At 65.7% G+C, this 15,081-nt stretch carries 15 protein-coding genes; 5 read left to right on the top strand and 10 right to left on the bottom strand.

The genetic code is table 11. The features are described from left to right. The first annotated feature begins 462 nt into the window (after positions 1 to 462). Positions 463 to 780 carry a hypothetical protein gene (locus L2C96_RS17715; protein ID WP_237337006.1) on the top strand — a complete coding sequence of 106 codons (318 nt, stop codon included), beginning with the start codon at positions 463 to 465 and terminating at the stop codon, positions 778 to 780. 851 nt (positions 781 to 1,631) lie between these two features. On the opposite strand, the gene L2C96_RS17710 is transcribed toward L2C96_RS17715, so the two are convergent. From L2C96_RS17710 to L2C96_RS17700, 3 genes are all read right to left on the bottom strand, one after another. Then, on the bottom strand, positions 1,632 to 3,476 hold the full coding sequence (locus L2C96_RS17710; protein WP_237337005.1) for a hypothetical protein: 1,845 nt from the start codon (positions 3,474 to 3,476) through the stop codon (positions 1,632 to 1,634). Between the two features lie 148 nt (positions 3,477 to 3,624). Next, positions 3,625 to 5,532, bottom strand: coding sequence for a hypothetical protein (locus tag L2C96_RS17705; protein WP_237337004.1), 1,908 nt, complete (start codon positions 5,530 to 5,532; stop codon positions 3,625 to 3,627). A gap of 547 nt (positions 5,533 to 6,079) precedes the next feature. After that, complete coding sequence (locus tag L2C96_RS17700; protein WP_237337003.1) at positions 6,080 to 7,237, bottom strand: NsdA family TPR-like regulatory protein; 1,158 nt, start codon at positions 7,235 to 7,237, stop codon at positions 6,080 to 6,082. A 182-nt stretch (positions 7,238 to 7,419) separates the two neighbouring features. On the opposite strand from L2C96_RS17700, the gene L2C96_RS45100 reads away from it, so the two are divergent. Together L2C96_RS45100 and L2C96_RS45095 are read left to right on the top strand one after the other, a co-directional pair. Next, a complete protein-coding gene (locus L2C96_RS45100) occupies positions 7,420 to 7,791 on the top strand; it encodes a hypothetical protein (protein ID WP_308191162.1) in 372 nt (123 codons plus the stop codon). Next, complete coding sequence (locus tag L2C96_RS45095; RefSeq protein ID WP_308191161.1) at positions 7,784 to 8,167, top strand: GntR family transcriptional regulator; 384 nt, start codon at positions 7,784 to 7,786, stop codon at positions 8,165 to 8,167. Before L2C96_RS45100 ends, L2C96_RS45095 begins: the two co-directional genes overlap by 8 nt. Before the next feature lie 34 nt (positions 8,168 to 8,201). On the opposite strand, the gene L2C96_RS17685 is transcribed toward L2C96_RS45095, so the two are convergent. Genes L2C96_RS17685 through L2C96_RS17665 form a run of 5 tightly spaced genes read right to left on the bottom strand, consistent with a single transcriptional unit; the run spans position 8,202 to position 12,028 of the window. Further along, on the bottom strand, positions 8,202 to 10,301 hold the full coding sequence (locus L2C96_RS17685) for an FtsK/SpoIIIE domain-containing protein (protein ID WP_237337002.1): 2,100 nt from the start codon (positions 10,299 to 10,301) through the stop codon (positions 8,202 to 8,204). Beyond that, positions 10,298 to 11,089, bottom strand: a complete 792-nt coding sequence (locus tag L2C96_RS17680; RefSeq protein WP_237337001.1) for a hypothetical protein — start codon at positions 11,087 to 11,089, stop codon at positions 10,298 to 10,300. Before L2C96_RS17680 ends, L2C96_RS17685 begins: the two co-directional genes overlap by 4 nt. Beyond that, positions 11,086 to 11,415 (bottom strand): hypothetical protein, encoded by a 330-nt coding sequence (locus tag L2C96_RS17675; RefSeq protein WP_237337000.1) that lies wholly within the window; start codon positions 11,413 to 11,415, stop codon positions 11,086 to 11,088. The genes L2C96_RS17680 and L2C96_RS17675 overlap by 4 nt, the downstream gene beginning before the upstream one ends. Then, positions 11,412 to 11,753 (bottom strand): WhiB family transcriptional regulator, encoded by a 342-nt coding sequence (locus L2C96_RS17670; protein WP_094005818.1) that lies wholly within the window; start codon positions 11,751 to 11,753, stop codon positions 11,412 to 11,414. Before L2C96_RS17670 ends, L2C96_RS17675 begins: the two co-directional genes overlap by 4 nt. Further along, positions 11,750 to 12,028: a helix-turn-helix domain-containing protein gene (locus tag L2C96_RS17665; protein ID WP_237336999.1), complete on the bottom strand. Its 279-nt coding sequence runs from the start codon at positions 12,026 to 12,028 to the stop codon at positions 11,750 to 11,752. Before L2C96_RS17665 ends, L2C96_RS17670 begins: the two co-directional genes overlap by 4 nt. Before the next feature lie 155 nt (positions 12,029 to 12,183). Here L2C96_RS17665 and L2C96_RS17660 point away from each other — a divergent pair, with 155 nt between their 5' ends. Continuing rightward, positions 12,184 to 12,570, top strand: a complete 387-nt coding sequence (locus tag L2C96_RS17660) for a helix-turn-helix domain-containing protein (RefSeq protein WP_237336998.1) — start codon at positions 12,184 to 12,186, stop codon at positions 12,568 to 12,570. Between the two features lie 126 nt (positions 12,571 to 12,696). Continuing rightward, positions 12,697 to 13,812, top strand: a complete 1,116-nt coding sequence (locus L2C96_RS17655) for an NsdA family TPR-like regulatory protein (RefSeq protein WP_237336997.1) — start codon at positions 12,697 to 12,699, stop codon at positions 13,810 to 13,812. Here the strand turns inward: L2C96_RS17655 and L2C96_RS17650 are convergent, their stop codons facing one another. Both L2C96_RS17650 and L2C96_RS17645 read right to left on the bottom strand, forming a co-directional pair. Beyond that, entirely contained in the window at positions 13,813 to 14,361 is a 549-nt protein-coding gene (locus L2C96_RS17650) for an NUDIX domain-containing protein (protein ID WP_123682787.1), read from the bottom strand. A 100-nt stretch (positions 14,362 to 14,461) separates the two neighbouring features. Next, positions 14,462 to 14,845: a hypothetical protein gene (locus tag L2C96_RS17645; protein WP_237336996.1), complete on the bottom strand. Its 384-nt coding sequence runs from the start codon at positions 14,843 to 14,845 to the stop codon at positions 14,462 to 14,464. Between the last annotated feature and the right edge of the window lie 236 nt (positions 14,846 to 15,081).

Genomic DNA, 15,081 nt, shown 5'->3' with positions numbered 1-15,081 from the left:
TGGTACAACTTCGAGGCATACAATGGAATGGCGTACCGGTTTCCTTCGCCGCGCTATGTTGCCCACTTAAGCTCGGCTCTCGACTTGAGGGAGGCCCATGTGCAGCCCGGTGACGTCTTGTTGACCTTAGGGCGGATTAGATCATCTGATTCTATCCCTGCGCTGGAACGGGTACTTGAGTGGCGTCCTGAATGGGATGAGTTTGACGACATTGCTTTCAAAGCGCTCGATGCGCTGGCGGGTATTGACACGGACGCGGCTTGGCGTGTTATCGAAAGCGTTGTAGATGATGAGCGTGGCCGGGTTAGAGAAACGGCTAATTCGCTCCTTGCCAGTCGACGTTAGGTGCGCAGCTGCGGAACCTAGTCGGACACCTTGTAGGGGCCAAAACCGTACGAGCTGTCGCTGTGTCAAGCTTGTCGTCTTCAAGAGGGTGAAAGGATGACACCCGAGGAGAGGAGCGTGATCTCGTCACTGGTGGTGGTCCCCGGTCGTCCCGACGGGGCCTCGCATGAAGGCGTCCTCCGCCACTTCGGGGCGACGGGCGGGCGGGCCCTCGGGCTTAGCCTGCTGCGTAACCCCGTCGAGGGTCGGGATGGGGTGGATGTGGAGATGGCGCTGATTGTGTGCGCTAGGCTCGGCTTCTCCTTAGACCACCCTGAGCTGCCCATCGGCTTGGCGTCAGCGCACTGGCATCACAAGCACGAGGATGGCGTGTCGGCTCTGGGCAAGCTGCAGTCACCGAGTGCGGTTTACGCCTTGAATTACACGACGTGGTGAGTTCCTGATTCCCTGGATTTCGATGAAGGTCGGGCGTTGGCCGTTAAAGCGTGCCGTGTTGCGTCAAGGATGCGTTCTATACGGTCACTTGGACCTCCCCGCGTGGGCGCCCTGCTTCGATGGAATTCCTTCACTCGGTTTTGGTAATCTTCACACCGTCTGCCTGAGGTGCGTAGGCGTTCGCCGTGGGGTCGGTTACTCGCTTTCTGGTCCGATTTGCTGGCTGTTCGTTCTGGGCAGCGAGGTCCTCGAGGATGTTGAGCAGAGTGCTTGCAGCAGTGGGGTTGAGGTCGGGAAGAGTCTTGGGGACGTGAACGAGGAGACCTTCCCTGGTTTCTTGGCGGGGCGGGTTCGGTTGGTGGGGGTTGGGCTCATATTGGCCCACTCGCTGCAGTTCCACCCGGCGAGTGTGAGCCCGCGCCTGCTGCTGCACCGATCCTTTCATCCGGCTTCAATCCAAGGAGGGGTGGTTGGTGAGGATCTTGATGATCGGGAGCGGAACCCATCGGAAGTACAGGCTCAGTCGGTCATTGTCGTCAAGCTGGGACAGCGCGGGCGAGCACCGATCGGAGCGGCGGTGCGGTTTCAGCCGGCTTCGCCATGAGGCTCCGTAGTAGTCCCGCGGTGGGTCGCATCCCCGGTGGTCGATCTGCGCCTCCTGGTTGCCAGCACCACTCACAACCTCGACCGGACGTACGAAGGCTCACCCAGCGCCTGCCCCGCCGACATCGTGCCGATGCCCGCCAGGCTCCGGCAGCACCGAGCACCTGGTCGTCGACGACTTTGTGAAGATCGCAATGTCCACCTGCCGCCGGCAGCCGCGTCTGCCTGGCCATGATTGGAAACGTAGCTCATCCTTCTTCCGACGCCGCACCACCTTGTTCGGTTGCAGACTCGTCTGGCGGCTCATGTCCGGAGGGTACATTGTCGGCCTCGCCCTTTCGCTCGCCGAAGAGGAACGCGTGAACATCAAAATTGGGATCGTGGTTGCCTGCGAGGAGGCGCGCTTCCCACGCGAGAAGAGCCTCGTTACCAGGCAGTTCTGCGACGGCGTTCGCGGCGAACATGACAGCCTCCTCGTGTCTGCCGGTGGCCTCGAGCTCGTCGGCGGCGTGAAGTTGAATCAATGCATCGATGATGGCGGGAAGCGGTGCGTGGTTCTTGCTGTAACGGGCGTCGTTTCGCGCCTGCGCCATAGCGGCCCAGTCGTCCGCGCTCCAGATCGGCATCGGATCGTTGGACAGCAGCGAAACTGTGAACGCACTGGGTGACGGTGTTTCGAGCACGGCTCTGTACTGGTTGATGAAGGCCGCTGCCTCGGGGCGGCGATCCTCCGGATCAACCCACGCATGCCAAAGGACGTGTATGGCGATCAGGGCCGTCTTGGCCTCACCGTCGGGCAGCTTCGGGGCCAGACCTTCGATCTCCTGACAGAGCTGGTCGAGGGGAAATCCGTCGCTGTGGTGTCCCCCGATCCATCCGATGAGTGCCTCGGAGAAACCATCGAGCCGGCGGGCCGCCGCCTCCGCTGTGAGTCCGCCGGTCTGCCAGATCCAGTACTGGGGTGCAAGCTGCATTTCAACGATGCCAGACAGGGTGCCACGGTAGTCCCAGGGGGCGGGCGCGATTTTCTCTGCATCGGTGACGTACCGTCGGACGACGTGCCTGATGAGGCGCCACAGCCCAGCGAGGGTAAGCACGCGCTCGAAGTTCGGCTCGTAGGCCGTTTCTGCGCCGTCGGTGAAGAGCCACACGCCTTCGCCAAGGTCCTCGAGTATGTGGCTTCGCCGTGAACGGATGTCGTAGGCGATGCTGAGCATCCGCTCGATGTCGGGGCCCCGCGGCGGCCGGACCGTCCCCACTGCGCCATCGCGGTAGTAACCCGGTGACAGTCGGGCCAGAGCGGAGGAGATGAAACGTCGTTTCGAGCCTGCCCGCTCGGCTTTGAGAACAGCAGTACGCACCTTGTCGGCCGCCTCCTGGTCCACGTCTACCAAGGCTGCGTCGACAAGCTTGCGCTTAGAGCCGTCGAAGCGGTCCCAGGTTAGCGGGGTGGAGAGTTCGTCGTCCGAGATCGATTCGAGAGCGGCCACCAGGTCTGTGTAGGCACCCGTCGGGTCGTCGAGGGCCCGCCGTGTCGCATCGACCGCCTTACGGATAGCCCGCATGACGCGCGCGAAGTCGTCTCGGCTCAGGCTAAGGACGTCGTTCATGAACCGCCGGAGGTCGTCCCACTGGTCGGGCAGCACCGTTTGCCTCGGCTCAAACAGGCCCGGGAAGAGGTCATTGGCAGAGCGTCCGCGCGGCGTGCCGTCGCCGGTGACCAGGCGTCGGGTCTGGTCGTGGTTCCGGCTGACCGTGCGGTTCAAAACAAACGTCATCAGGTAGGCAAGGTCGTCGACCAGGTCAGTTCCGCCAGTGGAAATCATGAAGTCATCGGTGCCGTCGGGGCGTTGTCTCTCGAGACGGTCGACGACCGCGATCATCGCCGACGAGGTGAGCCCCATCTCGGTTGAAGCGATCACTTCGCCGACCGGTAACGCGATCGGCGGCTCACCGACGAAACAGGCGTTGCTGTAGACCGTGTAGCGGTGCTCCGTCTCGTTGAGCGGGACGTCAGGACGGAAGAATCGTCCTGCGGCGATCTGGAGCATCAACTGCCCACGTAGTTGCCGCGCCATCTTCTTCTTCGCCACCGGTCTAGTATCGCTGGCGGTGAGCGTCTCCACCAGCGAATTTGTTCCGCCCGACCATGCCCGGTCGTGGCGGGTCGCAAGCCAGTAGGGCGACGAGTTTGTGTCCCGCGAACCTGCATACGACGCCCTGCCGCAACGGTAACTCAAGCTAGACGGTCGGCCATCCGTCCGCCGCGATGCGAGCGCGCCAGTAGCTCGCGGCATCCTGTCCGCCCTGCATCGCAGTGAATTCGCCCGTTCTGGCCGCCAATGCTGCGGCAGGCGCCGTGCCTTCGACGTAGGACTCGAGCCCCAGGTTAAGGGCGCTGCCGCCCAGGAACTCGGCGTACTCGCGCACGGACGCCACCACCGTCGGGCTGGCGGGGTTGCCGTGGACCAACGCGTTGCGGACGCGGCGACGGCGTGCTTCCAGCACTTTGCTCTCGGCTGTGTACTCGTCGATTATGATGCTGTAGATGGCGTGATCACTGATACTTGCGAACATTCGCGCGATCCAGGCACGCTCGTGTTCCAAGCGACACAGCGAGATGAAGTCGTCGGCTCGATCCGCGAGGAACAGGATCCACGGCTGCTTCGGCCTATCTGAAAACCATCCCACGGTAAGTTCGTGGAGTAGCTCGTCGCGCCGACCGCCGCCGAGTAGGCACATCCCCGCCGCACGCTGAAGATCAGTAAGCCACCGGGCGTGTGGCCAGCGCTCCTGTAGCAGACTGAACAGGTTGTTCGGGTTCATCGCCGCATGCGCCGCGACGTGCTGTACGACGCGATCGGCGAGTGGTATCACGCTGCTGATGTCGGCTGCAGATGGCTTGCGCAGCACCATGTCGCGGCTGAACGGGCGATCGGCAGTTGTCTGCACCTCAATGGCCGCAGCGAGGAACCGAGGGAGTTCCTCACGGGCGAGTGCCTCTGCAATCCGCGACCCATGCTTCTCGATCGCGTCGGCGGTGATACGTGCCCCATAGTGATCGTCCGGAAAGCCGGTCTCGCGCCTGGCGACCATGAAATTGAAGCAGTCGGATTTCCCTGAGCGAATGAGGCCGTACTGAGCAAGGTGTGGACGAATCCCGCCCGCGTTGTGAATCGCCACGTTCAGGATCGTGTTCACGATATCGACGGCGCGCGCAAACGCACCGGCAGCCGTTGTGTCACCGAGGTCGACGCGCACCAGGAAGTCGACATCAGACTCCTCGTTCACCAGCTTCGCGACCTTGAACACATGGCCGTGCTGAACGAGCTCCCAGAGCTCTGCCTTGTGCTCGAAGTCCTGCCCATCTGGCCCTGCGTTCGGTACTGCCCAGTGTGCATCGATGAACGACACGCGACCTGCGGAGAGGTGGAGATGGATCCGACCTTGGTACCCGAGCCAAACGACGATCGGCTCGACCGCGGCGGGCGTCCCGACAAGGGCGCGGGCTTTCGCAAGCCGTTCTGCGAGCGGTGTGTCCTTCGTGCCGACGGGAATCTCATCAGAGTCCCGACCGTATGCAACGATCGAGACAAGATCGCGGAACATCCGCTCTGCGCTGAGGCCTTGCCGCCGCACCTGCTCGAACAGTAGTTCGGCGATCGGGCGGTACTCGCGTCGGGCAAGGGTTCGGTCCTGGGCCGTCGAGACCAGGCCGTCCCAGCTCGCGCGGACGGCTTGGTCCGAGTCGAGAGCGTTCAACAAGTTGCGGGCGGTCGAGAGCGCTTCCGTCCAGACGGCGTCGACGCGAGTTCCAGGTGGCTGGCTGAGGATCGCCGGAGAGCTACTAGTGAGGTTCGCAAAGGCCGTCTGGAAGGCGGCGAGCGGTCGAGCGATGTGCGCACGAAGCGATGAGCTGATCGCGCCCACCGACTCATCGAGATCCCATTGGAGCGAGTCCCGGTTGGCTGTCTTCTTCCAGGCGTCGGTGCCGCTGGCGAGTTCGACCCAGTCGGCGATCTCCTTGACGATGGCCGTGAGGGGCAGGACGGTGCTGGCGCCGTGGTTTCGATCGAGTGACGACACCAAAGATTTCAGCCAGTCCGGATCGTCCTCCGACCAATGGTCGCTGACATTGTAGTCGATCATCGTGGACGCTCGGCCTGTTCGACGGATGGATCAGGGACGGAGTGCAGGGGCGTCATTCACTTCAGGATACGGACCTGGGTTCTGTGTGACGTCCGTCGAAGTCGGTGGCGTGCGATATGTTGCGGGTCCACATCCCGCCGGAGGGGTGTATGCGCGCCGGCCGACGTGGTCGGCGTCGGCTGGGTCGGTCGTGGCCAGGTGTCCGCCGGACCAGGTGGTCAGCGCCTCGTCGGCCGAGGACACGTAAGGCGACGAACGTGTTCGCGCGGGTCATCGCGTGGCGTTCGCGTTCGTTCGAGCACGGGTAGCAGCTCATGGCGCCGGTGGGCGGGTGGCCGCAGTCGAGAACGTCCTCCAACAGCGGCGGTGAAGGAGGTGGTCACGGCGGTCTCAGTCCCTCCGAGCCAGGCGGTACAAGGAGCGAATGTGGAGCTGCGGATGTTCGCGTTGGTCGGTCAGCTGTTCGCAACGTGCCGCAACTGCCCCAACTTGTGCAGGCGATTCTCTGTTTGCGCAGGTCAGAACGTCGCGTCGACCACTCTGGGGGTCAAGGGGTCAGCTGAGCCTTCCGAATCCTACTGATTTGGCGTTGTGAGCCAACGCTCGTCGCCATGGAAGCGGCCCTTCCGAGGTGCTTGGCGGCCTCTTCGCGTTCATCGTGCTTCAGCAGAGCGATGCCGAGGTCGACGCGCAGGCCGATTTCGGCTCGGGTGAACGTTGGGTCCAGTCTGTCGAGCGCCGAGGTGAGCACCTGGATTGCTTCGGGTTCCCCGACCTGCGCGAGAGCGTGACCGCGCCACCGGGAGAGATGGACGTCATCGAGGGCGAGGTACGGCTCAGCGGGTTCGGCGTCTCCTGGCGGCAGAAGTGCCGCGGCTTGGTCGAACGCTCGAAGGGCCCGGGAGCGATCGGAACCGCGAGCCAAGGCTTCGCCATGTGCGGCTGCGAGCCAGGCGCGGAGGTGGCGGCTCGCGGTGCGCTCGACGGTGCGCCGGGCAGCGGCGAGGGTATCGACGGCAGCGTCGGTCTCGCCGATGTCCAGCAGTGCGAAGGCTTGCTCGGCTGATGCGTGCGCGAGCCGCTGGGGATCGTTTGACTCCAGGGCTGCGGTTTTGGCCTGTTCGTAGTGTCGCCAGGCTTGCTCGGGGTTGCCGGCGTCGAGGGTCTGCCAGCCGAGCAGGGTGCAGAGCTCTGCCAGCAGGCCGGCGAGTTGTTGTCGTGTTCTTGGTGACAGGCTGTGGGAGAGCAGCTGAGAGACCTGGCTGACCTTGATACTCACCTCGTCGCGGACCATGATCGCGCCGAGTTGGCGGTCGAGCCGGCGGATCTCGTCGAGCTGCCGTTTCAGGATGGCGATCACCTGGGGGTCGACCCGGCTGGACGATCGGAGGCGTTGCCGAAGTTCGTCTTCGGTGCCGGCGCGGGAAAGCTGGGTCTCGTCGGGTGGTGACAGCAGCTGTTCGATAGGAAGGTCGAAGATCCGTTCGAGCAGCCGGGCGGTCGCCGGCCGGGGGAGGCCGATCGGCGATCCATCGCTTTTGCGACCGCTGATCAGCCGCTTGAGGTTGCGCTCGCTGAGGGTGCCACTCTCACCCGTTCGCCTCGCGAACCGGCTCGCGTAGTCGAGGAACTCTGTCAGCGTCTCGCCGCGTTCTCGGATCTTCAGTTCGAGCACCGTTCGAGCCGGTTCTCGATTGGCTCTCATCTCGTCCTCCTTGCCGCGCCTTGGCGCGATATGGCCCGCTAGTGGCCTCCTGATGGCACCTCGCCGCCGATCAGCTGATGTCAAGCTGATATCGAGTTTGACACAGCTGTTTCTCCTGATCGAGCCGACGCTGATTCAGCGAACGCATCAGCTCAGATGGAGGTGCTGGAGGGGAGGTAGACATGCCCACTGAGTTGCTCTTGGCGAGGCCGATCGCAGGTTCCGTGGGAGAACGCGAGCGGGTGGCGCACTTGATTCCGATGCCGCAGGAACCCGGGAGTCCTGCCTACTTGCGTGCCTGCTGTGGAGCACGTTTCGGGCCGGGCGAGCTGGAGTTGCTGGATCAGATCGCCGGCATGCCCTGTGAGGAGTGCCTGGTGAAGGCTCCAGGAGCCGAGAGCCCGGGGTTGCCCCAGCTCGGCCCGGGGATCTTGGCGAGGCTGGCGGCGATCGAGTCGCGATTGGAGTCGTTCTCCACTCAGCTCGCTTCCGTCCTCGAGCTGATTGCCGGACCGGATCGCAAGGCTGACCACGAGGACAACCGAGATGGCTGAGCTCGAGCCGTTCGACCCATCAGCTTGTCCGCCCGGGTACCTGTATCAGCAGCTGGCGGACTACATCGCTCGGTTGATCGAGGCCGGGGGGCTCCCTCCGGAGGCTCCGCTGCCCTCGGAGCGGCGGTTCGCTCAGATGTACGGCGTGTCGCTGGGCACCGCCCGGCATGCCACCGAGCTGCTCCGCGAGCGTGGTCTGGTCGTGACCGTCCCCTCGAAGGGGACGTTCGTGACGGGTTCTCGGGGCGAGGCTGTTCTCCGCGAGGATCGGCGAGATTCTGTTCGTGGTGACGAGGTTGGGCAGGTGCCGTCACAGCCGTCACATGGACAGTTCGAGCAGGTCAATGGAGGTGGCAACCCGTCACGAGCGGTGTGACGCCGTGACGGGTTGCCAGGACGGATAAGACGGGTCAGGTGTCCTCGTTCCACGACTCGATCGCCGCGTGGATCGCGCGAGTGGTGTAGCCGCGGACCTGCCGGACGGTACCGCTGTCATCCGCGACCCGTCCTCGTTCCGGCGGGCACCCGAGCTCGCCCATCTGGCGCCCAAACGCAGTCGGTTCCACGTCCAGTGCCTCGACCAGCTCGGCCGTCGGGACGAAGTCGCGCTCGTCCAGATCGCGACCGAGGTACTCGACGACGGCGGCGAGGGGCTCGGGCAACTCGGCTTGCGACCGGGGCTTCGCGCCTCCAATCGCGCGGGCTACGCCCGCGTGGTCGAGGACCGGGATCGCGTCCTGTCCCGCAGCGTGACCGGTCAACGTGCCGGCCTGTTCGCGCAGCGTCCTGCCCCGGCGGCAGATGGCCTGCCAGTCCTCGTTCGGCATGTAGTAGGTGCGAACTGTCATGGCCAGGGTGTCTCCAGAGGACTGCGTTTCGCCGTCGGGTCGCAGGATCCCGACACCTTTGTGCGAGGGGAGCAGCCTGCTGCTGTCGTAGCCTCGGGTGTTCATTTGTTCGCCGAGCACGATGTTGCTGTCCCGCCAGTCCATGACCCGCAGCGCGAAGCGAGAGCCGAGGACGGCACGCAGCCCGGACGGGATGGTTTTCGAGTCCGGCCGTTGGGTCGCCAGAACCAGCACGATGCCCGCAGCAGGTCCCTTCTTCGCCAGCCACGTCAGCAGTTCGCCGACGTACTCGCCGGCGGTGAGCTTCTTGCCCTGCACGTCAACCGGGGTGCGATCCTCCAGCGGAACCTGAACCTCGTCGATGAAGATCGCGGTGATCGGCATGTCGAGCGCGGGATCGCGGGAGATCACCGGGGTGATCTTGGATTCGGGGCAGATCTCGTCGTCGAGCTGCCGCATCCGCCGGTACCGACCCTGGACCTCGCCGACCAGTTCGACCAGCCAGTTCTTGAGCGCGAGGACATGCTCGGGCTCGTCGCCGGACATGAAGCGGTGGGCGACCTGCGCTGCGGCGTCCCAGTCCTTGCCGGCCTTGAAGTCCGCGATGTACAGGCGCGTCCACGGGTCGATGATCAGACCGGCGGCGGCGAGGCGGGCGGCGAACGTCTTGCCCTGGCGAGGGATGGCTCCGACCAGCAGCGAGGTCCACACCAGCGGCAGGTCGATCCGCCGGTTGCGGGCGTCGCGTCCGAACGGGATTGGCTGCCAGGCGTCCCATCGCTCCGCTTGCAGCAGCGGTGTTCGCAGGGGAGGGGAGGCGTAGGGGTCCGTGTCGGCGACCCACAGCGCTACCCGGCCCGCGTGCCCGCCGTTGCCGCGGACACGTTCGACGATCAGCTGGACCTCGTCCACCGCCAGCGCCGACGCCAGGGCCTCTCGATTCTTGATCACGTCGGCGGCCTTGCGAGTGGCGGGAAGGTCGACCGTGACGGCCCAGCCGTCACCGACCCGGGTGGCTCGCTCGACCAATCGCAGCATCTCATCCTTGCCGATCAGCTTGGCGTCGCGGAAGGCGTCGACCAGAACCTGCGGATCCATCGTCCAGGTCAGGGTCCGCGGACCGGCAAGCGCTGGTTTGCGACCAGGGCTGCCCTCCTTCCTCCGGCCGAGGACCGCGAGCCCCACAGAGCCGGCAGCCATCGTGAGCCAGAGCGGACGCGGACCCCAGATCAGCACGATCGCCAAGCCGGCCAGCATCGCGGTGGCGATCACCGCCCCGGTCACGCGCCAGCGGAAGAGAGTCAGCGCGCGGATCTCGATGAACTTGTCTGCCAGCTTCTCCTGGTGCTCAGCGGCTTCCCGGTACTCGCGCACCGTGACCCACCGCCGCCACCACCGCAGGCCAGCAATGGCACCTCGAACGACGGCGCCCACGTAGCGCCAAGGGGACTTCAGCAGTGCGACGATCAGATCTTTCAGCGCTTGACAGGCCTGCGCCTTGGACTTGAGTGTCGCGGGGACCCGTGGCGAGATCAGCCACCAGCGCCTGAGCCGATGCCACCGTGAACGCGGCCGCGGTTGGGGCAGCGTGTCGTCGACCAGTTCGGCGTCGTACACGGGCTCGGCCTTCTCGACCGCTTGTGAACGCTGCTGATCGTTCATGGCCGCACCTCACGAGCCAGAGCGTTGGCGAGCCGGGGCGACAGGCCGCGCGAACAGCCCGTCACCTCCCGGATCCATGCCGGACTGATCGTCACGTCGGGTGTCCACGCTGCTCGGGCCTGCTCGAGATAGTCGTCAAAGGACTTCCGGTGCTTGCTCGAAGTCCGTTTCGGACGCGGCGCGGAGGACGGCTTGTGAACGGTGCGGGGGCGCCGCTCGCTTGCCTCCGTGAACGCCACTGACGCGGCTTCAGTGAGCTTGTCGCGTAGGTCGGTGACTGCTTCGGCGGCGGCGAACACCACCAGCGGTGGCACCGAATGCAGGACCACCGCGGACACCGATCCTGCCGCGTACGACGACCAGGTGTTCATGACGTAGGTCGCGGCGAGCGTGAGCCACTTCGCGCACCGGACCCAGCGGCCGGTTCGGACCTGATATCGCGAGGTGACCTGCTCGGCGCGCAGGATCGCCAGCAGCACCAGGGACACGGTGGGGTCGAGCAGCCAGGCGATCAGCCACGGCGTGGACCACGGGGCCGACCCGGCGGCCGCGAAGTGCTGAACGTTGGCCATCGTGAACGCGAGGCCCAGCGCGATGCCTGTCCAGCACAGCCGGTCGACCTGCTTGCGGACCCGCTCGACCTGCAGAGCGATGACGTCCGGGTGCGTCTGATAGGCGCGAACCTCCGCCGCCTCCGCTGCGTCTCGGGCGAGGCGCTGGGCGCGGGTGAGGTCGGCGGGTGGCTGCCGCGGGGCGGCCACCCGGTTCTGATGGTCCGTTTGGTTCATCGCCGATCACCTCGCGAGCGCCTGGTGCCGAGGTCGGTGACGGTCAACGCGCGGGTGAGGACGTAGGCGGCGATGAGATCCGGCAGCGCCAGCGCGACCAGCCGCAGCGTGGTGTCGGTGGAGTGCGTGAACACCAGCCACTGGATGCAGACCAGGCCGGCGGTCATCAACAACACTCGACCGGCCAGTGACACAACCCGGGCGCCGTCCCGTGCACGTTCGGCGGCCTTGCGGGCGCGGCGCGCGCCGGAGCGCCAGACCATGAGGAGGAGCAGAATGCCACCCGCACCGACGACCATCTGGGAAGTCGTGAGGTTGACGTTCATCGGGCGCCTCCCTGCGGGTGCTGACGTCGCCACTGCCAGAAGCGGTGCACCTTTCGGCGGTCGGTGTCGGCAAGACCGCCCCAAACGCCGACGGTGTGCTCGCCGGCGACGCGGAGTTCCAGTTCGAGGCACGAGTTCACGACCGGGCAGCCCGCGCACGACCAGGCCGCGAGTTCGCGGTCGGGCTCGGTCTCGCCGGACAGATCGGGCATCTCGTCGCGGTCGAACACCCAGAAGCACAGGCCCTCGTGGGTCACGATGTCGGCGAGAACCTCGTCTGGAACGGGGGCGAAGCGGTCCAGGCGCTTGGCGATGGCGGCGTAGTCGTCGGGGGTCATGACGCACCCCCGGTCAGCCGCTCGATGGCGCGAGCCGTGCGCCGCTCGGCGGCCATCCGGGCCACATCGACACAACCTCCGGTCTCGGCGGCCTCGGCGATCAGCTTGTCCAGGGCCGCGGCCGGCACGACGTAACGGCTCCGGACCCGGACAGCGGGGAACGCGTCGTCCCGGATGGCGCGATAGAGGGTGGCCGCGTCGACCCGGAGGATCCGGGCCGCTTCTTTGACGGTGTAGAAGGCCGGGCGGCCTTCATTGGGCATAGAGGTACTCATGGAGGATTCCTTCAAGTGATTTCAGCGGAAATATGGGCTGATATCAGCTCGTGGTGGCGTGTGGTTGATCCGAATTGGCGACGCAATGTGCTACTTGCGCCGCGTAAAGCGATCAGGCGCTAACCTCGGCTCCGAGGCGGAGCACGGAGGAATAGGTGACGGAGAATTGGGCGGCGGTCTCGAAGGCCATCAACGAGCGCGTGACCGAGCTCGGGTGGAAACAGCGAGAACTCGCCGAGCGGTCTCACGTCTCCCAGGCCATCGTGCGGGAGATCCAGCACCACACTGTCGAGCGGAAGCGCAGCGCCCGCACCCTCGAAGCGCTGTCCCTCGCGCTCGGGTGGCATCCCGGTCACCTCAACGCGATCCTGCGCGGGCGGAAGCCGCTCGCCCCTGGTGAGACCGGCGACGAGCCGCTCGACCAGATCATCAGCCGGCTCGGAACGATCGAAGACCGGCTGGACACGATCAGCGAGCAGCTCGCCTCGCTCACCGCGAACGTCGCCGCACTGATGCACGATCGTCGTGATCGGGGTGCCTGAGGTGTTTTCCATGCCTCAAGGAAACGGCAGTGGAAGCTATTCGCGCAGGTGGCTGCGGTTAACGCGGACGCCATTAACTCGAATTAACCTTGCAGGTCAGCGCGGTTATCCGGAGCGATTTGATTGATGCCGGCGACAAAGCTTCAGGCGGTTCGCAAGAGCCTCGGATACAAGGCGGCCGACGTCATCCGGCGGATGCGTCAGCGCGCCGATCAGATCGGCATGCCGATCATGTCCGAGGGCAGCCTGAAGACGAAGTTGTCGGAGTGGGAGAACGGGCACTCGGCCGTCAGCGAGCCGTACCAGCGCCTCTTCCGGGACGTCTACGGCCGGACCAACGAGGAGCTGGGCTTCCCACCCGAGGCCGACGACGGGGAAGCGCTCGAGCTGCGAGCCCGGCTGGCGGCCGCGCGCAGTGTCGATGCGGAGACCATCGAGCGGTTCCGCCGGCAGGTCGACGATGCCCGGCACGTCGACCGCCAGTACGGCGGGGTCGTGCTCCTCGACCAGCTACGCAGCCACATCAAGCAGCTCGAGCGGCTCCTCGGCTACAGCACCGTCCGAGGCCACCGCGAGGCTCTCTCGAAGGTCCTCACCGAGGCCTCGACCCTGGCCGGCTGGGTCGCCCTCGACCGCAACGCCATCGTCCAGGCCTGGGACCACTACGAACGAGCCAAAGCCGCCGCCCGGGAAGCGGGCGATCAGGCAGCACTCGCACACGCGACAGCGGAGCAGGCGTTCGTGCTGATCGACCTCGGTGAGACGGTGCAGGCTGCCGAGCAGCTCGAGCACGCCCGTGCGCTGGGAGAGGGCGTGGTGCCGCCGCTGCTGCAGGCCTGGCTGTCCGCCGCGCACGGCGAGGGCTTGGCCGTCGTCGGCCGGCGCGACGAAGCGCTCGCTGCCTTCGACGCCGCCGACGTCCTGTTGCCCAGCGACCCCGTCGACGCCGCCCTGCCGTTCCTGTTCCTCGGCGGATCACACCTCGACCGTTGGCGAGGCAACGCGCTCGCGCGCCTCGGAGATCCTGACGCCATCGATCACCTGACTCAAGCGCTTCCACGACTCCCGGAGACGTTCGTCCGGGCGAAGGTGGGGATGCTCGTGGACCTCGCTTTCGCCCACGCCGCGGCTCAGGACCGCGACGGCGCGCTCCGCTACGCCCGCGAAGCGCGCCGTCTCGGCCAGCAGATCAAGTCCGACCGGCACCTGCGCCGGCTGCAGGGACTGATCTTCCCCGGCTGATCAGCCTCGGCGCTTGGCCATGTAGTAGAGCAGCGAGACCAGAGTCCCGGAGCCCAGCAGCTGCTGCCGCTGTGCCAGCTCGGTGACCCGCGAGAGCGGCACCCACTCGATGCGGCCGACCTCCTCGGTGTCGGTCGGGTCGCCGACGTGCCGCGCCTCTCGCCACAGGTAGACGTCGATCGGCGCGGTGACCTGCCCGGGCAGGGGCTCGAAGCTGATCAGGTGCTTCGGCTCGCCGACCGGCTCCCAGCCGCTCTCCTCGGCCGCCTCCCGCGCCGCCGTGATCGCAGCGTCCTCGCCGTCGTTGACCATCCCGCCGAGCAGCTCGTAGCCCCACTGCTCGGTGGCGAAGCGGTAGCGCCAGAGCATCAGCGCCTCGTCCCGGTCGTTCACGATCAGGGCGATCGCGATCCGGGCCAGGTGGACGACGTGGTAGTCCCAGCGCTCCCCGTTCGGCGCCCGGACATCCGTCAACCCGACCTTGACCCACTTGTTGTCGTAGACCAGCCGCTCACCAAACGTCTCCCACGAACCACGTTCCTCAGCCACGGGTGGCAGCCTACGGCCTTGCTATCTGTCGAGGCCCCGGTCAGGCAGGCATGCTAGGTCGATGGAGCAGGGGTTTGATCACATGGCCGTGCGGCCCGCTTTACGTGCGTTTGGCGGTCGTGTTGTGGCGGGGTGTCCGGGAACGGGAGGACGGCCCGTTGGGAGGGCGCTTGTCCGCGAGGGGCTGCGCCGCATGCTCGCCCTGGAGCTTGGAATGCCGTCGCGGATGTTTGCCGGCTTTGCCTAGCGGGCGTTCGTTGCGGTTCGTCAACGCCGGCGTGACATCAGGATTATCACTACGGACCGGACGGCATTCCACCGTAGGACGGATCGTGCCGACAATCTTGAGTTCCTCTTCGGGCCGTCGATTGAAGAAGATCACGGAGACGGCGATCCATCGGACAACTTGCATGGCGACGACCACCGCGCCGGCAATCCACAATCCATGGGGTGGCACTTGGCTGAGCCAATTGACGACCTGCACGACCAGCTCTTTTCTGCGCGGGCCACAGGGTGCCCTCTGCGGCTTACGGCTGACGCCGCGTTCCAGGTGGGGATGCGTGCCGCCCCCTGTATTGGCCCTGATGTGGTCTCGGGCCATGCGGAACGCAGAAGCCTCAACAGCAACACCGCTCTTGAGCCTGTGACGAATTCTAGATCGTGGGTCCGACACCATCGGCCGACGCAAGATGTACGGCGTGTCGCGGCTTTGGCGTCGAG

This window comes from Amycolatopsis tucumanensis, assembly GCF_021654135.1.
In the GTDB taxonomy this organism is placed as follows: Bacteria; Actinomycetota; Actinomycetes; order Mycobacteriales; family Pseudonocardiaceae; genus Amycolatopsis_E; species Amycolatopsis_E tucumanensis.
Note: the sequence above shows the minus strand (reverse complement) of the source record. Positions and strands in the feature narration are given on the sequence as shown.